This window comes from Acidisoma sp. PAMC 29798, assembly GCF_030252425.1.
Taxonomy (GTDB): domain Bacteria; phylum Pseudomonadota; class Alphaproteobacteria; order Acetobacterales; family Acetobacteraceae; genus Acidisoma; species Acidisoma cladoniae.
Map to the genome: position 1 here is coordinate 2,772,755 of NZ_CP126994.1, position 18,032 is coordinate 2,790,786.

General features: G+C 64.6%; 14 protein-coding genes. 1 reads left to right on the top strand and 13 read right to left on the bottom strand.

Annotated features, from left to right (window positions below):
* The first annotated feature begins 89 nt into the window (after window positions 1–89).
* Window positions 90–2,639 (top strand): malto-oligosyltrehalose synthase, encoded by a 2,550-nt coding sequence (treY, locus tag QP803_RS13395; RefSeq protein ID WP_284943967.1) that lies wholly within the window; start codon window positions 90–92, stop codon window positions 2,637–2,639.
* Here the strand turns inward: treY and QP803_RS13400 are convergent.
* The 13 genes from QP803_RS13400 to QP803_RS13460 form a co-directional block, all read right to left on the bottom strand.
* Window positions 2,611–4,014 (bottom strand): alkaline phosphatase family protein, encoded by a 1,404-nt coding sequence (locus QP803_RS13400; RefSeq protein WP_284943968.1) that lies wholly within the window; start codon window positions 4,012–4,014, stop codon window positions 2,611–2,613. The genes treY and QP803_RS13400 overlap by 29 nt on opposite strands.
* A gap of 145 nt (window positions 4,015–4,159) precedes the next feature.
* On the bottom strand, window positions 4,160–5,608 hold the full coding sequence (gene glgA, locus QP803_RS13405) for a glycogen synthase GlgA (protein WP_284943969.1): 1,449 nt from the start codon (window positions 5,606–5,608) through the stop codon (window positions 4,160–4,162).
* Window positions 5,605–6,873, bottom strand: coding sequence for a glucose-1-phosphate adenylyltransferase (gene glgC, locus QP803_RS13410; protein WP_284943970.1), 1,269 nt, complete (start codon window positions 6,871–6,873; stop codon window positions 5,605–5,607). Before glgC ends, glgA begins: the two co-directional genes overlap by 4 nt.
* A gap of 79 nt (window positions 6,874–6,952) precedes the next feature.
* Window positions 6,953–7,591 (bottom strand): lipocalin family protein, encoded by a 639-nt coding sequence (locus tag QP803_RS13415; RefSeq protein WP_284943971.1) that lies wholly within the window; start codon window positions 7,589–7,591, stop codon window positions 6,953–6,955.
* A 47-nt stretch (window positions 7,592–7,638) separates the two neighbouring features.
* Window positions 7,639–8,667 (bottom strand): sugar-binding transcriptional regulator, encoded by a 1,029-nt coding sequence (locus QP803_RS13420; protein ID WP_284943972.1) that lies wholly within the window; start codon window positions 8,665–8,667, stop codon window positions 7,639–7,641.
* A 49-nt stretch (window positions 8,668–8,716) separates the two neighbouring features.
* The gene (locus QP803_RS13425; protein ID WP_284943973.1) at window positions 8,717–10,150 is read right to left on the bottom strand and encodes an NAD(P)-binding domain-containing protein; all 1,434 of its coding nucleotides are present in this window, start codon (window positions 10,148–10,150) and stop codon (window positions 8,717–8,719) included.
* Between the two features lie 14 nt (window positions 10,151–10,164).
* The gene (locus QP803_RS13430; RefSeq protein ID WP_284943974.1) at window positions 10,165–10,578 is read right to left on the bottom strand and encodes a MarR family winged helix-turn-helix transcriptional regulator; all 414 of its coding nucleotides are present in this window, start codon (window positions 10,576–10,578) and stop codon (window positions 10,165–10,167) included.
* A gap of 7 nt (window positions 10,579–10,585) precedes the next feature.
* Window positions 10,586–11,158, bottom strand: coding sequence for an amino acid synthesis family protein (locus QP803_RS13435; protein WP_284943975.1), 573 nt, complete (start codon window positions 11,156–11,158; stop codon window positions 10,586–10,588).
* The gene (locus QP803_RS13440; protein ID WP_284943976.1) at window positions 11,155–11,739 is read right to left on the bottom strand and encodes an amino acid synthesis family protein; all 585 of its coding nucleotides are present in this window, start codon (window positions 11,737–11,739) and stop codon (window positions 11,155–11,157) included. The genes QP803_RS13435 and QP803_RS13440 overlap by 4 nt, the downstream gene beginning before the upstream one ends.
* Window positions 11,732–12,568 (bottom strand): UPF0280 family protein, encoded by an 837-nt coding sequence (locus QP803_RS13445; RefSeq protein ID WP_284943977.1) that lies wholly within the window; start codon window positions 12,566–12,568, stop codon window positions 11,732–11,734. The genes QP803_RS13440 and QP803_RS13445 overlap by 8 nt, the downstream gene beginning before the upstream one ends.
* Complete coding sequence (locus QP803_RS13450; RefSeq protein WP_284943978.1) at window positions 12,565–14,043, bottom strand: 6-hydroxynicotinate reductase; 1,479 nt, start codon at window positions 14,041–14,043, stop codon at window positions 12,565–12,567. The genes QP803_RS13445 and QP803_RS13450 overlap by 4 nt, the downstream gene beginning before the upstream one ends.
* 9 nt (window positions 14,044–14,052) lie before the next feature.
* Window positions 14,053–17,514: a molybdopterin cofactor-binding domain-containing protein gene (locus tag QP803_RS13455; RefSeq protein WP_284943979.1), complete on the bottom strand. Its 3,462-nt coding sequence runs from the start codon at window positions 17,512–17,514 to the stop codon at window positions 14,053–14,055.
* Window positions 17,511–17,975 carry a (2Fe-2S)-binding protein gene (locus QP803_RS13460; protein ID WP_284943980.1) on the bottom strand — a complete coding sequence of 155 codons (465 nt, stop codon included), beginning with the start codon at window positions 17,973–17,975 and terminating at the stop codon, window positions 17,511–17,513. The genes QP803_RS13455 and QP803_RS13460 overlap by 4 nt, the downstream gene beginning before the upstream one ends.
* Window positions 17,976–18,032 lie beyond the last annotated feature (57 nt).

Genomic DNA, 18,032 nt, shown 5'->3' on the forward strand with positions numbered 1-18,032 from the left:
AAGGGCGCCTGGATCATGGGCGTCGTGCCCCCAGATATGGCGTGCGTGGGTTTCTCCGCGTTCATCGAGCAAGCAGCGAGTGTCCGCCCATGGCCGTGCCCTTCCTGGCGACCTACCGGTTTCAATTCCACAAGGACTTCACGTTCAAGGACGCCGAGGCGCAGGTGCCCTACCTCGCCAAGCTCGGCATCAGCCATCTCTACGCCTCGCCCATCCTGACGTCGCGCGCCGGCTCGACCCATGGCTATGACGGCACCGACCCCAGCGTCATCGATCCGGAACTCGGTGGAGAAGACGGCTTCCGCTCCCTCGCGGAGGCCTGCCGCGCCGCCGGCCTGGGCGTCATCATCGATATCGTGCCCAACCATCTCGCGGTCGACAGCACCAATCCGCTGTGGATGGAGGCATTGGAATTCGGCGCCTCCGGTCCCGCCGGGGCGGTCTTCGACATCGACTGGGCGAAGGGACCGGTGATCATCCCGACGCTCGGCCAGACCATGCCGGCGGCCCTCGCGGCCGGAGAGATCACGCTCAAGGCGGATTGGGAGCAAGGGCGTCTGCTGGCCGCCTATTTTGACAATACCTGGCCACTCCGCCCCGACAGCGTCGCGGCGGTACTGCAAGTGGCGGACGCCGCCGATGAGGGCACGCTGCATGGCCTTGCGCAGCGTTGGCAACGCCTCGGCGAAAGCCGCACCCTGACGCAGGCGGAAGTCCAGGCGGCCCGCCAAGGGTTGAAGGCCGTTGGCGAGAAACATCGCGCCCTGATCGAGGCGGCGCTCGCCCGCATGGACATCGGCGCCATCCTGCGACGGCAGCATTGGCGCGCGGTGAATTGGCGCGCCGAGAGCGACCGACTGACCTATCGCCGCTTCTTCAACATCACCGGCCTGGTCGGCGTGCGCGTCGAGGATCCGGCCGTCTTCGACCTCATCCACGCCGTGCCCTTCAAGCTGCTGCGCGAAGGGCTGATCGACGGGCTGCGGGTCGATCACGTCGATGGCCTCGCCGATCCCACCGCCTATTGCGCCCGGCTGCGGAAAGAGGCGGGTCCGCATGCGATTCTGCTCGTCGAGAAGATTCTGGAGCGGGATGAGCCACTGCGGCCTTGGCCGATCACCGGCACCACAGGTTATGAGCGATTGAACGATATCAATGGTCTGTTCGTGGACGCTGCCGGCTGGCGCGCCCTCGATGCCTATCTGGTGGAGAAGCGCATCCTCGCCCGCGACCAGGAAAGCCGCCTCGCAGCCGCGAAATCCTTCATGCTGCGGTCGAGTTTTCTGGGCGAAGTCGAGAAGCTGACCGAACTCGCCGTTGCCATGACGGAGCATGATCTGTCGGGCGCCGAATTCGGTCCGGCGACGCTGCGGGAAGCGACGCTAGCCTTGCTCATTCGCTTCACCGCCTATCGCAGCTATGGACCGGACAGCGAGACCGACACGGCCGATCGTGCGCTGTGGCAAACGGCATTGGACCGCGTGAAGGCCGGGGCCAACCCCTGGATCGCCGAGGCAGCGGCCTATCTGGTGCAGAAGCTCGCGGTGGTCGTGCCCGGCTCGCCGGCGAATGAGTATATGCGCCGCTTCCAGCAACTCAGCGGCCCGGCGATGGCCAAGGGGCTGGAAGACACGGAATTCTACCGCAGCGTGGCGCTGACATCGGTCAATGAAGTCGGCGGCGACCTTACCCATCCCTGGCGCGATGCGGCCGAGTTCCACGCCATCTATACGGAGCGCGCGCAGGCGAAGAAGCAGGACCTCATCCCGCTTGCGACGCATGACACCAAACGCGGTCCCGACACGCGGGCGCGAATCAATGCCCTGTCGCATCATGCGGAGGATTGGGCATCCCGATTTGAGACTTGGCACGCGATGAATGCGCCGCTGCGGGCGGATGACGAACCGGATGCGATCGATGAGTGGCTGATCTACCAGACGCTCATCGGCACCTGGCCGATCACCACCGAGCGGATGAGCGAATACCTCACCAAGGCAATGCGCGAAGCGAAGCGCAACAGCTTCTGGGACAATCCCAACGAGACTTACGAAGCAGCCGTGCAGGAGTTTGCACGCGCCCTGATCGAAGACTCCAGCGCCTCCGCGTTCCGCGCAGAGCTTTCGACCCTTGTCGAAAGCATCGGGCCTTGGGCGCAGATCGCGTCGATTGCCGCCACCATTCTGCAAATCACGCTGCCTGGCGTGCCCGATATCTATCAGGGGACCGAGTTCTGGGATTTCAGCCTCGTCGATCCTGACAACCGCCGCCCGGTCGATTACGCCGTGCGCCGCGCCATTCTAGACCACGAGGTGAAGCCCGAATTGAAGACGGACGATGCAGGCTCAGCCAAGCTGATCGTCACGCATCGTCTTCTGGCCTTGCGACAGGACAAGAAGGCCGTGTTCGAGGGCGGCGACTATACGCCGCTCGATGTCGGCGCAGGCTGGCTCGGCTTCTCCCGTCGCTCGGGGACCGAGATGCTGACCGTCGCCGTGCCGACACGGCCGCCGGCGGGATCAGCGCCGATCCTGACGGGCCTCGGCACCTGGCGGGATGTGCTGACCGGCGAAGCCGGCCAGGGCACGCCGCGCATGGATGCGGCCTGGCCGTTCATCGTCGCGGTGACGACCGCGACCTGAAGCCCATCCGCCCACGCCGCACGCCATGGCGGAAATGGGCGGAGACACGGGCGATGGTGCCGAGCACCGTCGCCGCGGTGCCGCTCATGCTGAGCTGAAAGCCCTTCTTGTGATCTGTCTTGCGCAAGCGGGTGATTTCCTCCGGCGTCGCCATCGACGGCACGAACACGATCCGCTCGGGCCCGAGGTTCAGCGGCGCATCCGGCGCCAGAGCCGGCAGTAGCGATGGCGCCGCCGCGACCCGCGCGGTCAGCGGCGGGCCGAGGTCGAACAGCTCCTGCACGGTCTTGATGATCGTCGTGTGATCGAAGGGCGCCCCATCCTCGGGCGGGCGGAGGATGCTTCCGGCCGGGATGAGCGGTGAGACGATCACTGCCGGCACACGGCAGCCGAAGCGGTTGAAGGTGAAGCCGTCCCCATAAGGGCCGCCGGGCGGTGTCGCGGCTGGCGGCGGCACATGATCATAAGTGCCGCCATGCTCGTCATAGACGATGATGAGCAGCGTCTTGTCCCAGTTCGGGCCGGCCCGCAGCGCGTTGTAGGTGTCGGCGATAAGCTGCTCGGCATGGATGATATTGGTGGGCGGATGCTGATCGTTCGGCACCTTGGCGCGAAAGGTACTGACGAAGTAGCGCGGCTCGATGAAGCTGTAGGACGGCAGATCGCCCCTCGCCACGTCCTGCGCGAACTCATGCTCGAACAGCCGGAAGCTCGGCGTCGGCAGGCGCTTCCATAGATCGGCGAGCAGCGTCGTATTCGGCAGATCGTGGAAATAGACCGCCCAATCCGCACCTTTGTCCGTCATGCGGTCGAAAAGGCTCGGCATCCGGTAGGGGAAGTGCGGCGGATCGTTGTTGACGTATCCGCCCGCCGTGCCGGTATGGGTGAAGAAGCGGTTGGGCCAGGTCTGGCAGGGCGCGGAGGCGAACCAGCGGTCCGAGACGCCGAAGGCTTTGGCCAATTGGCTCAAGACCGGCACTTGCTCGGGTGAGAAGCAATGCATGATGGTCCCGGGCACCGGCACCGCATCATCGGGGCTGCGCGGCTGGCGCATATAGTTATCAACGAAGCCGTCCATTGTCGGCACGCCGCGTCCCTGCCCGTCAGGCGTCATGCCGGTCGCGCCGAAGAACTGTGCCTCCATGTCATGGAACAGCTCGCCAGGATCGGGGTCGGGTCCACTGGCCGTGGCGCGGCTTAATCCCGGGTCGTTCCAGACCGGGATCATCGTCACCGTGCCGTCATGATGCCAGGGATTGGCCTCCTGCCCCGTCAGCCCGTCGAAATCGGGCCGGTCCGGATAGAGCCAGCCCAGCATGGAATCGAAGGACCGGTTTTCGAGCATGAGGACGACGACATGATCGATCAGCGGCATCGTTGATCCTCAAAACCACAACGTCATGGTCTGCGGAGGCAGACCATCCACGTCTTCCTTGCGGGACGAAGGCAAGTCGTGGATGGCACGCCTTCGCGTGCCATGACGAGAGACGTGAAGACGACTCAACCCAAAGTGATCGTCTCTAGCCCAAAACCTGCCGATACATCGACGCGTATCGCGCAGCCGAACGCGCCCAACCCACCTCGCCGGTCATCGCGGCACGCTGCATCCGTGCCCAGGTTGGCCGATCGCGCCAGGTCGTCGCCACCCACGCGATGACACGATCGAGCGAGGCGGCATCAGGCGCCGCCATCTGGAATCCGGTCGCGACCCCCGCCGACAAAGCCGCCTCATTGGCGTCGATGACCGTATCCGCCAGGCCGCCGACGCGGGTCACGACCGGCAGGCATCCGTAATGCATGGCGCACAGCTGCGTCAGGCCGCAGGGCTCGAAGCGCGACGGGATCAGCAGCGCATCCGCCCCGGCATAGATCAGATGGGCGAGCGCCTCGTCATAGCCGAGCAGCAACCCCATCGCGATCGGCCGGGCCGCCGCCTGAATGGCACGTTCCAACTCCGGCTGACCGGCACCCAGAATGACCAGGGACGCGCCGTGCCGGGCCATTGTAGGCAGACTGCCAGGCAAAAGGTCCATCCCCTTTTGCCCGGTCAGCCGGCTGACGATGCCGAACAATAAAGCCGCCGGGTCGAGGCCGAATCGCTCGCAGAGGGCGATCTTGTTGGCGGTGCGCCGTGCCATGGTTTCCGTGCCGAAGGTGCGCGGGATCACGCCATCGGTCGCTGGATTCCACACATCGGTGTCGATGCCGTTGAGAATACCGATGAGATTTGTGCCGCGTGCCCGCAATACACCGTCTAGACCCATGCCCCCGGCAGGCGTGCAGATTTCCTGCGCATAGCTTGGGGAAACGGTCGTCACACGATCGGACAGCAACAGCCCTGCCTTGAGGAAGCTGATGCCGCCGTAAAACTCGACAGCCTCCGGCGTGTAGGACTCCCAGGGCAGGCCGAGGCTGGGTAGAAGATCGGTCGAAAAGCGACCCTGGAAGGCCAGGTTATGGACGGTGATGACGGAAGGCGGCGCAGTGCCGCCGCTGGTCCAGCCATCGCCGTAGCGCAGATAGGCCGGCAGCAACCCGGCCTGCCAGTCATGCGCATGCACGACATCGGGCCGCCAATCGCCCAGCAGCCCGCGCCCGATCGCCGCACCGACGCGCGCCAAAGCGGCAAAGCGCAGCGCGTTATCGGGCCAGTCCTGGCCGTTCGGCATGGTGTAGGGATTGCCGGCACGACCGAAGAGATGCGGCGCATCGATGGCCAAGACCGCCGCCGTGCCGACGCCGCCGAAGACGATGGTGGCGGGACCGCCGAACAGATCGTCGATCCGGTGTACAACGGCGGGAGCATGTAAGCCTGCCAACACCGCCGGATAGCCGGGCAGCAGCGTCGTGACCGTCACATTCTCGGCGGCCAATGCCGACGGCAGCGCACCCACGACATCCGCCAATCCCCCGGTCTTGATCAGGGGATAGAATTCGGACGCAACCGCCAGGACGCGCTCACCGCTCATAGCTTGAGCGCGTCTATCATCGGCTGAGTGACCAGGCAGATACCGCCTTCCGATCGCCGGAAGCGCTTGGCGTCGAACTCCGGATCCTCGCCGATCACCAGACCCTCGGGGATCTGCACGCCCGCGTCGATGATGCAGTTCGTGAGATGCGCGTTCCGCGCGATATTCGCGTACGGCAGCACAACCGAGCCTTCCACCGTCGAGAAGGAATTGGCCCGCACACCGGTGAAGAGCAGCGACCGACGCACCCGCGAACCCGACACGATGCAACCGCCCGACACCAGGGAGGCGACCGCCTCACCCCGCCGGCTCGACACGTCATGCACAAACTTGGCCGGCGGCGTCAGCTCGGCATAGGTCCAGATCGGCCAGTTGGAATCGTAAAGATCGAGAGGCGGCACGACATCCGTGAGATCGATATTGGCCTGCCAATAGGCATCGAGCGTGCCGACATCGCGCCAATAGGTTTGCGCCTGCGCATCCGACTTCACGCAGGAGTCCGTGAACCGATGGCAGAAGGCGCGGCCATGTTCGACAAGATAGGGAATGATGTCCTTACCAAAGTCGCGGCTGGAATTGGGGTCCGCCTCGTCTCGGCGCAGCTGGTCGAACAAGAACTGCGTGCGAAAGACATAGATGCCCATGCTCGCGAAACTGACATCCGGGTTGCCCGGCATGGTCGGCGGGTCTTTCGGCTTTTCCAGGAAGGAAATAATTCGATCCCCATCGCCTACGCCGACCACGCCGAAACCGGACGCTTCCACCTTCGGCACTTCCAGGCAGGCGACCGTCACGTCCGCGTTGTTGTCCTCATGCTGTTGCAGCATGAGCTCGTAATCCATCTTATAGACGTGGTCGCCCGCGAGAATGACCAGATGCTCCGGCCGATAGCTTTCGATAATGTCGATGTTCTGGAACACGGCATCGGCGGTGCCCGCATACCATTGCGTTTCACTCACGCGCTGGCTGGCGGGCAGGATATCGAAGCTCTCGTTTCGCTCAGGTCGCAGAAAGTCCCAACCGCGCTGCATATGGCGGATCAGGCTATGGGCCTTGTATTGGGTTGCCACCGCAATGCGGCGGATGCCCGAGTTCAAAGCATTGGACAGGGCGAAATCGATGATGCGGGATTTGCAGCCGAAATAGACGGCGGGTTTCGCACGTCGGTCGGTCATTTCCATCAATCGGCTACCGCGACCGCCTGCCAGGACATAGGCCATGGCGGTGCGCGACAGGGGTGAAATCGGCCTCAGTTTATCGTTCATTATTGGGCCTCCCTTTAGAAGATCGTAGCCTGAGCGTATTGGGAACAGAAGACCGAATTCGCCTTCTTATCCTCGCTTTTTATGGCTCAGGCGGTTGTCGCGTGCGTCTCAGAATTGTGGTGTCATAGCCGAGCGACCGCGCGCGGCCGATCAGGCTTTCGGCGAGCGCCGCCCCAGGCACTGGGTCGCGCGTCAAGATCCACAGATACATCCCTGTGGGCTCACCGATGATCGACCACGCATAGTCATCGGCATGGTCCAAAACCCAGTAATTGCCGATATAGAATGGGCCGAAAAAGGCGATCTTGAGTTTCGCGCCTTGCGTATTGGGAACCACCTTACCGCGTGCCCGCGCCCAGCGCAGGCGCCCATTCCGCGCACCTCGGCGCCAGGTGTTGATGACGCTCAATCGGCCGTCCGGCATCAGACGATACTCGGCGGTGACCGCTTCGCACCCGCGCTCGAACCAGGTCTCGTATCGCGCGAATTCGTACCACAAGCCGAGATAGCGCGGCATCTCGACCGCTTTCGCGGGTTCCGGCACATGCTGATTGCCGACGGGCCTGCGTGGCCGGCGGCCGAAGACGCTCAGGCCCGCCACAAGCAGTGCCAGAGCGGCAACGCCGAGATGCGGAGGCCTGCGCTGCTGGGTACGGGGCGGTTTTGCAGCGTTCATCAAACTATGATGGGTGCTGCCGGCCGCACTGTCGATGATCAAGCGACACAATCCGCCGATCCGCTCGCGGCGTCTTGATGGCGATCCGATCAGGCCGCGCCATAGCGCGCCCATAGCAACCGCGCGGAATCGCCGTCGATGATCAGTCCCCGGATCAAGCCGCTGCGCAGCACACCGTTGATGGCGTCCACCTTCTCCAACCCGCCGCTCAGCAGCACGACATCGCGCCCCCGCACATCCTCGATCTCAACGGCCAGGGTGCGGCGATTGAGGCTGTGGGAAATGCGCTGACCGTCCGCTGAGAAGAGCTTGCCGAGCGAGTCGCCAACCGCGCCGGCGGCCCGCGCGCTCTGTAATTCCTCGGCGGAGATCATATTCTGCGTCCGAATGGAGGCGCCTTCCGTCAATTCGCCGATGCTGACCAGATAGAGCGTCGCGCTATGGGCCAAAGCGAGCGGCGCCGCGACACTGCGCTGGGACATCAGCACGTCCCTATCCGCTTCCGTATCGGCGATGAAGGGCACGGGCAGGAAATGCCCTTCCCCGCCCGTCCGCGCGGCCAGCGCCTGCACCACTTCAAACGGGTTGGAGGCGGAGTTGCGCGTCAGCGACCCCATGAGGGAGACGAAGCGCGCTTCCGGATTGCGGACCCCGGCGAGTTGAAGCGCCACCTGCTCCACCGTGCGGCCCCAACTCACCCCGATGGTGATCGGCCCCTGAGACAGTTTGCCGCGCAGGAAATTCGCCCCCGCGCTGCCCACGGCACGTCGGCTGATCAGGCTTTGGGCCGCCGCGACCAAGGGATCCGCCGTCTCTCCAAACCCGATGGCCGGCGTCGCGAGGCAGAAATCAAGGCCATACTCTTTGGCGATGGCCTGCTCGGCCGCCAGTTCCCGTGCGCTCTCGTGCTGGATGGTAATGCTGACGAGGCCCTTTTCCCGCGCTTCGGCCAGCAACCGGTTCACCCGGGTGCGATGCAGGCCGAGGCGCGCCGCCGTCTCCTCCTGGTTGAAGCCGCCCATGTAATAGAGCCAGGCGGTGCGGACGATGAGGGCATCATCCGATTCATGCGACATATTGAGATTGAGGGGAGCAGATCGTTGGGGCGCGGCCTTCATTCCCTATGCATCGCAAGAGTCGCGGCGGACGGCAACTGTGCGGGTAATATCACAAAGGCATGAGAGGTTCGCCCAGGCCTTCATCCGGCCACGACTCAGGCGTGAGTTCATGCTCGTCATAGCGCAGCAGGCTGAGGTAGTGGGCCTCGGCATCCTCCAGAAAGACGTCCCGCGACAGCGCATCCACCAGCCGCCGCACGCCGAACTTGAGGCCGCTGATGGAGGCACCGGACAGGCCCATGCTGGGCGTCGCGCCGAAGGTGAAGTTGTGCAGATTGGCGAGGGCGGGCGCCGCGCCCGGCTCCCGCTCGGTGAAGGCAAAGCTGCGGGCGAGATAGGGGTAGGAGCCGAGGGTAGCGTCTTCCTCCCCCTCGGGCGGGGTAAAGCGGTCCCGCCAAAGCGCGATATGGGGCGCGAAGGCCGCGAGTTCCGGACGGCGCGCGGGGTCGAGCACAAAACCGGCGCCGATGATGACATAGTCGAAAGCAAGCTCCCCGCCCGGAATCGCGATGCGGATCTCGTCCCCCTCCATGCGCGCGCCTTCCCAGGGCGTGCCGGGATGGGCGGAGAACTGGCCGAAGGCGGCGCAGCGAGCGACCGTGTCTGCCGGCGGCGGCTGGTTCATGGTGAAGATGTGCCGCATGAAGCGCCAGCGCATGAGGTCCGGCAGATCCGCGAATTGGCCGAGGAAGCCCGCCGATTCCATCCAGCGATAGGGGTTCACGCGCGGCAGGCGCTTGCGGCGCACGCAAAGCTGCACCCGCGCCGCCCCGGCTTCGAGGGCGGTCGCCGCATTGTCGAAGGCGGATGCCCCTGCGCCGAGCACGCCGACGCGCTTGCCCGCGAGGGCCGCGAAGTCGATCGCCTCGGAGGTATGGCCCCAGCGTGCGCGAGGCAAATTCTTCTCGATAAACTCCGGGATATGCCAGGCGCCGCTGCCGGAAATACCCGTCGCCAGGACGATCTTGCGGGCGAGCAGCACATCGCCCCCAGCCGTGGTCGCGGCCAGCAGCGAGCCATGCGGCTCGATCGCCACAATGGCGGTGTTGTTGCGCACCGGCAGGTCAAGCACTTGGCGATACCAATCGAGGTATTCCTGCCAGACACCACGCGGGATTTTGCCCAGGCCCTGCCAGGCAGTGGCACCATGGCGTGCCTCATACCAAGCCCGGGGCGTCAGGCTCGCGACGCCAAGATCGGGCCCAGATACATGCTTGGGCGTGCGCAGCGTGATCATGCGCGCGAAGGTTGTCCAGACACCTTCCTGGCCACGCGCGGCCGTATCGACCACCAGGATATTGGTGATCTTCTCGCGCAAAAGGGCGAAAGCAGTGGAAAGACCGCCCTGCCCGGCGCCGATGATCAGCACATCCAGCACCGGCGCGCCGTTATGCTGGCGCTCCGGCACCCAGGGGTGCGCCGGATAATCCAGACAAACCAGGTCCGCGCGGACCCGCGCTTCGAGATCCGCGAGAGTGTTCATGGGGCGATGTTGCCTCAGGTCAGTTTGCCGAGCAAAGCGAAAAGGCGCTTCGCCTCTGCTGCGGTCAGCGGCGCCATGGTTTCCCGGCTGACCGCCATGGCGGGACCGAGGTTACGGAGCGTCATGTCGCGACCCGCTTCGGTGAGGTCCACCATCAGCTTCCGCCGGTCGGCCTCATCGCGCAGCCGCGCGGCGAGACCGCGCGCCACCAGGCGATCGACCGTGCCTTTCACCGTCGCGGCATCCATCGACACCGCACGTCCCAGTGCCGTTTGTGACGTGGCGCCGATCTGGCGCAGCTTGGCGAGCACGGCCCATTGCATCGGCGTCAGCCCGTCCCCCATCACGGTCGCGAAGATCGTGGTATGGCGCTGCGTCACCTGGCGCAGCAGAAAGCCGATCTGCTCGTCCAACACATACTCGGTCATGGAATGGCTACCGCAACCCGTCCTGCCCGATGATGTCTGCGGTGGCCAGGCCGCCGACGCGGGCCGCGGGCCGACCGCTCTCGGTCAGCACCACCACCACGAGGATTTCGTTCGGGCGCGGTGCGTCTGCGACGCGGATTTCCATCGCGTCGAAATGGCTGCGCACGAAGGCGGCGTTGCGATGGCCGAGCGGCACATCGATGGGCGCGCCCATCGTCGCGCGTTTCTTGGCGGACGGCACCAGCGCCGCGCCACCGCCAATGACCGCGCGCATCGGCGCACCGAGTTTGGGATGCAGGATCGCAGCCGCATGCTCGATCTCACCGCCTTCACCCACAATCGCCGCTTTGCCGAAGCTTTCGACATGCTCTGTGCCAAGTGCTTGCAGAGCACGTTGCGTGAGGAGGGCGCCTAGTTCGGCGCCGATTTCGGTCAGTGCCGAGAGGTCTTTCTCGTAGCGGCCGGCAAAGGGATTCGCGATGACGGCGATGGCCGCCGCACGGCGGGTTGGCGGCGAAACCGGCTCACCCATCTCCTCGACGATCTCATCCGTGATGGTGACGAGCTTACGGAAGTTCATCTCAAGCCATCCTCGCCCTTAATGGCATCAGCTGCGAGACCGCCGACACGGGCATGAATCCGCGCGCCTGTCGTCATCACCAGAACCAGCGCCAATTCATCGGCGCGCGGGCCATCCGGCACGCCGACTTCCATGGCGTCGAAATGGCTGCGGACATAGGAGGCGTTGATGTGGGTGACAGGAATGTCGAGCCGCGCGCCGGGACCACCGACCTTCTTGGCGGAGGCCACGATGGCCTTCGCATCGCCCAAAACCGCGCGCATGGCATAGCCGCCGGGCACATGCCACAGCGCGCCATGCTCCAATTCGCCAGCCGCACCGACGATGGCGCCCTTGCCGTAGCCCTGCACCACGGCGGGATCACCACCCAGCGCCGCGACCAGCGCCTTTGCCATATCAATACCGAGTGGTTCGAGGGTTTTCATGAAGAACGCGATGTCCTCAACATAGCGGCCGGCGAAGGGATTCTTGATGACGCTGATGGCGGCGGCGCGCTTCAGCGGCACGGTGGCGACGGGGCCGCCTTCGTGGAAGATTTCCTCGACGATCAGCAGACGTTTGCGAAGTTCGATGTCAGGCATGGACGTGTTCCCGTTCGATAATGGCAGTAACGCCTTGGAGATGCAGTGCCGCCGAGACGATGAGGCGGTCTTGGAGCAGATCCTCGGCGCGACGGCGGCCACGCGCCAGGGCGGTTTCGATCTCGTCCGGCGACAGCGGCGGAACGTCGCGGGTGACGAGACGATCGCCGAGGTCACTATCGGGTTGGATATCGCGGGCGGCGCGGCGGATGATACCGGGATGATTGGGCAGATCGACGGCATTGGCGATGACCGTTGCCGCCGCGTCGGCCTCGGCGGCCGTGTGCGCCAGAACCGTCACCGCATCGGCGATGCCGAGGGAAAAGCTGCGCCCGTGACACCCGCTGGTGGCGAGGCCCCGCGCGGCATCCTTGTGGTCGATGACAAGACGACCGAAGAGTTCGGTCGTGCCGAGTTCAGGCTTCGCGACCATGCCGATACGCATCTGCTGGCCGGGCGCGAGATGAAGGGCGATGTCGCCGCCATTATTGACCGCCGCACGCGTGAGTGGCGCCGCGTGAGTCATGGCGGCGAGAATCGCCTCCGCCACCGCGCCCGCCACCGCCGCCATAGGCGTGATGAAGCCGTACCGCGCCAGAGGTTCAACGGCGGCGCGCATGGTGCGGGCAATCTCGCCACGCGGCTGGGGCGCATGGGAAGCACGTAGAAGATGCAGTTCCTCGCAGAGTGCATCGAGGACCGTCGCGAAATGTGTCGTGGCCGCGCGATAGGCCGTATCCACATCGCCCTCGGCGAAGACGATGAGATCGATTGGGCCGTCTTGCAGATGCAGCCGCCCATTCGGCAGGATGCACGCGGTTGCTCTCACAACGGCGCCCATGGCCAAGGGTTTTCCGCTGCCCCCGTGACCCGGCGATGCGGCGCATTCGGATCGAGCGAGGCCAAGGGCCGCACGTGATCCATGTAGCCGCCCATGGCCTTGTAGTCCGCCAGGGGCATGGTGAATTCGATCGGCGCCACCAGGGCGGGCGTCGGCACATAGCCGAAGGCATTCTCCGGCAGTTTTGTCACATCCACCATGAAGGTGATTCCGCCGCCGGGCCAAAGATAAACCGGCGCCCCACCACTGGTGAGGCGCGTGACACCCGTCGCCACGGCGCGTGTCAACCGCACGGGATTATCCGTCACACCCGCCCGCAGCGATCCGCCGGCGCCAGCGATAAACAGCACGCTGCATAGCGCAGGCTCGCAATTCTCTGATATCCGCGCAACGGAGTCCTGAACCACCGGCGGCAATGGCATCGCCACTGGTCGCAGGGCCTCGTCCAACTCGTAATAGGCTGAATGCTCGCCGGTTGTGCTCACCATGAGCATGCGCAACCCGGGCCGCCCATGTTTCGCATCGAAAGGATCGAGGATAGACAGCGGATCGGTGATATCCGTGCCGCCCCAGCCGGTACCGGGATGCGCCACCTGGAAATAGCGGCCGGGCGTGGAGCGGCGACCGCGCATGCGAATGCCCGTGGGCGGAATATCCAGCAGCTTGCCGGCCTGATGCTCTGACAAGACGCCGGTGATGTGGTCGTCCACGACCACGACTTCATCGACCTTGCCCAGCCATTGCGGCGCGAAGATGCCGATGGTGGCCGAACCGCAGCCGACACGCATGCGATCTTCCCGCACGCCATTCACCACGGGGGCATGCCCAGCCTGGACAATCACCGTCGCGCCATCATCGATGGTGAGTTGGACGGGCTTGCCGTTGGACAGATCCATCAGCGTCTCACAGGTGACGCGGCCTTCCTTCTTGCCGCCACCGGTCAGATGCCCGACACCGCCGAGGGACAGCATCTGCGACCCGTATTCGGCGGTGGTGACATGGCCGACGGGTTCGCCCTGCGCGCGGATGACGGACCGCTCCGCCCCCAGATGCCGGTCGGTGTCGATCTTCACCTTGACACCGCAATAACTGAAGATGCCCTCGGTCACGACGGTCACCATATCCACGCCATCGACTTCGGTGGAAACGATGAAGGGCGCCGGCTTATAGTCCGGATAGGTTGTTCCGGCACCGATGGCGGTGATGAAGGTATCGGCGCCGCGCACAATGCGACCGTCCCAGGCGGCATCGCCCTGGAAGGTCACCAGCGCACCGCCCTGGCCGATCACACGGTCGAGCAGCACAAGAGGATCGACACGCACCAACTCGCCAGCTGCATTGGCGTAGCGGTCACAAGCGCCGGTGAGGCCGGGTCGGATATTGCACATGACCGGACAAGCATCGCAACGCACGTTGCCCGGTGGAATAACGACGTCGAGCGGTGGCGCGATGGTGTCTGACATGATGGTTCCCTAAGAACCCAGATGTGAAGAACGAAGTCTGGCGACGGTCTGTTCCAGCGCCGTCCAGGCCGGCTTGCCTGGCGCGTATTGGCGGCGCAGGAAACCGGCGAGGTCGGCGACCTGCGCATCGTTCAACGTCTCTCTAAACGCCGGCATGGCACCGAGGTCCTTCAAGGCCGGCATCTGGATGCCTTCCAGAATAACACGAATGAGATTATCCGGTTTCGCGCTGTGGATATTGCTATTGAGGGCAAGATTCGGACGCACCCCGATCTGCGGCGCGCCGCCGGCCTCATGACACACGGCGCAGGCGCCCTGATACAAGCGCGCGCCGGACCCGCCCGAGGCGAGCATGGCACCACTGGTGTTTGCCGTAATATCGGCCAAAGACACGGCAGATTGACTCTGCATTGAGGCCAGATAATGCGCCATGGCACGCAGATCGCTCTCCGGCAGGATCGCCATTTCCCGCACCACGGGGCCCATCGGCCCGGCGGCAGGACCATGCAAGGGCGAAAAGCCGGTGCGGAAATAGGTGAACAGCTCCGCCTCGCTCCAAGGAATCGGCGCATGGGACAGGCTGGTCAGCGGCGGCGCCTCCCAACCCTCAGCGACGCCACCACCGAGAGACCGCGTGGCGATTTCGGCGCCGAGGGCATTGCGCGGCGTATGGCAGCCGCCGCAATGGCCGAGCCCCTCGACAAGATAGGCGCCGCGATTCCACATCGGCGATTGCGTGGGATCGGATTGATAGGCGCCGGGCCGATGATACAGCGCATTCCAACCTGCCATCAGCGGCCGAAGGCTCATCGGAAAGGCGAGCGTGGTTTGCGGTGTCACCGAATGAACCGCCGGCTGCGTCATGAGATAGGCATAGATCGCCTGAAGGTCGTCATCGCTGGTGCGGGTGAAGCTCGTATAGGGAAAGGCGGGATAGAGATGTGCGCCGTCCCGGCTGATGCCCTCACGCATGGCGCGCTCAAACGCGGCGTAAGACCATGTGCCGATGCCGGTCGCCGCATCGGGCGTGATATTGCGCGTATAGACTTTGCCGAAAGGCGTCTCGATCGCCAACCCGCCTGCGAGAGACTCGGTGTGGCAGACAGCGCAATCGCCGAGCGCGACGAGCATTTTGCCGCGTGCGATGGTGCTGGCGGAATACAGTGTCGGGTCCGCCGGCGCCACACGCTCCATCGCCGCGCGCCAGGGCATGGCGGTAATAGCGAGACCCAGCAGGCCGGCGGCACCCAGCCCTAACCCCCAGAAACGGCGCTTTCGCGGTGTGACGACGGGTGTTGTTTCGGCAATCAGTTCCGGCCGCGATGCCTGCAAGCCAGCGCGCACACGCTCCGGTGTAAATGGCAATTCCCGAAACCGCACGCCGGTGGCATCATAGATTGCATTTGCAATGGCGGCGGCACTGGGAACGGAGGCCGATTCCCCCACGCCCAAGGGCGGTTGATCCGGGCGTGGGATCATCATGACATCGATCGGTGGCACTTCTGGGAAGGTGATGATGGGATAGCCGCCCCATTCCTTCGTCGCCACCGCCGTGGTCGTGAAGGTCACTTCTTCCTTCAGCACACGACTGACGGATTGAATGACATTGCCGTGGATCTGGTGCTGAACCCCGGCGGGATTGATCATCAAGCCAGAATCCTGCCCCACCGTCACGCGCGTGACAGCGACATCGCCGGTGGCTTTATTGACTTCGACATCCGCGATCCAGGCCGACCAGGCGGCGCCATAACCGGGAAACTTGCTGTGCATGTAGAGCGCATAGGCAAAGCCCCGGCCGCGTACCACATCGCCCTCGCCGCCCAGGCTGCCGGGCTCGGTATGCGGCACCCAATGGGCACGGTCAGCGAGCGCCTTAACGAGGTCGATGGCGCGCGCATCCTTCAAATAGCGCAAACGGTATTCCACGGGATCGACCCCGGCTTCGGCCGCTGCCTCATCGATCCAGGATTCATGGGCGAAGCTATTGGGGAGAGACGACACACCGCGAAACCAGGAGGCGCGGACAATCGGCGCCATGTCATGCGCGGTGACACGGATATTCTCGTAATCGTAAGGCGGGATCGCCGTGCGGTCGCCCATTTCAAAGACCAACGGCACCGGTTTGATGCTGCCGGTCAGCAGCGCCGCCAAGATCGGCGCGCCATTGGACGGATAGCGCACGGAAAACGCGTAGCCGGCGACATCGCCGGCATCGGTCAGGCCGCCGCGCACGTCCATGAGTTGCCCGGCCCCCTTCGGCTCCCAGGCATGTTCCTGCTCGCGCGTCAGTTGCACACGCACCGGCTTACCGACGGCGCGGGACAGCAGCGCCGCATCCGCACCCACATCATCGGCACAATTGCGGCCATAGCAGCCGGCCGCTTCCATGCGAATAATGTCGATCGTCGCTTCGTCAATCTCCATGAGCCGTGCGAGATCGGCGCGCAGTACATGGGGATTCTGCGTGCCGGACCAAACCCGCATGCCATCCGACCGCCAATCCGCCACGGAACAGGACGGCCCGATGGAGCCGTGAAGCTGATACGGCCAGACATAGGTTCGGTCCATCGCGGTCGGGGCAGCGGCCAAAGCACCATCGACGTCACCGCGATCGAGCAGCAGGCGCGGCGTGCTCGGGTTGGCGCGCAGTGCCGTTGCGATATCGCCGAGATCGGGCAGATGCGGCACCGGCTTCCAGGACACGCCCAGGCGTTGCGCGGCCAAAGCCGCCTGCTCCTCTCGCTCGGCGACGACACCGATGAAATCGCCGATGACAACCACCGCGAGCATACCCGGAATGTCACTGATCGAAGATTCGTCAACGGCGATCAGGCTGGTGCCGACGAAATCGCCGCTATCGATGCCACCGTAGGGTGGGCGCACGACGCGGCCATGCACCATACCGGGCATCCGCATATCATGCACATACACCAAGCCGCCGGTGGCTTTGGCGGGAAGATCGATGCGCGGCACGGATGTTCCGACGACGCGATAGCTGTCCACCGGTCGCAAGGGCGCATCGCCCGCAATGCGCACCACGATGCGCTCATCGGAAACAAGATCGCCATAGCTCAGGGCACGGTTATCGGGCGGTGGCGCGACGACCATGCCGTTATCCATGCGCAGATCTGTCTCAGCCAACGACAGGCGCTCCGCCGCGCGAGTCAGCAGCACCTGCCGCGCCGTTGCCGCCGCGCGGCGCAAAGGTACAGCGGTGATCTGGATGGTTTCGCTCGCGATGGTCGCGCCCTGGTTCGGCGTACGGTCCGGGTCGCCCAGCACGACTCTCACGCGATCAAAAGCAATCTCCAATTCCTCGGCCACGATCTGGCCGAGCGCCGTGCCGATGCCGGTGCCGAGATCGACATGGCCATTATAGGCCGTGACGCTGCCATCCGGCGCGACCATGACAAAGGTCTCGACGCCATCTGGCACGTCACGCACCACGAACAACCCATGAGACTCGTTCATAGTGGTGCCGCCGCACGCATGGCCGCGCGCATGATTTCGACATGCGCACCGCAACGGCAAAGATTGTAGCGTAGGGCTTCGCGCATCGCCGTTTCGTCGGGATGCGGATCACGCCGCAGCAGGGCAGTGACCGCAATGATCATGCCGTTGAGGCAATAGCCGCATTGCGCGCCCTGTTCGGCGATGAAGGCCGCCTGCACCGCACTCGGCGCCTCCATGTTTCCCAACCCCTCCAGCGTCGTAACCTCCCGATCTTCGGCGAGGGCGGCCGGCAGGCAGCAGCTCCGCGCCGTCATGCCGTCGATCAGCACCGTGCAGGCGCCGCACTCCCCCAGGCCACAGCCGTATTTGGGTCCGTTCAGTGCGAGGTCGTTCCGCAGGATAAACAGCAGCGGCGTCTGCGGCTCAATCTCCAGCACATGGGCGCGGCCGTTCACGCGGAGGGTGACGGGTCGGGTCATCTCGGCAGCGATATTCCTTTGTGTGCATACGATCATGTTGCCCAGCCGACCGGCCTG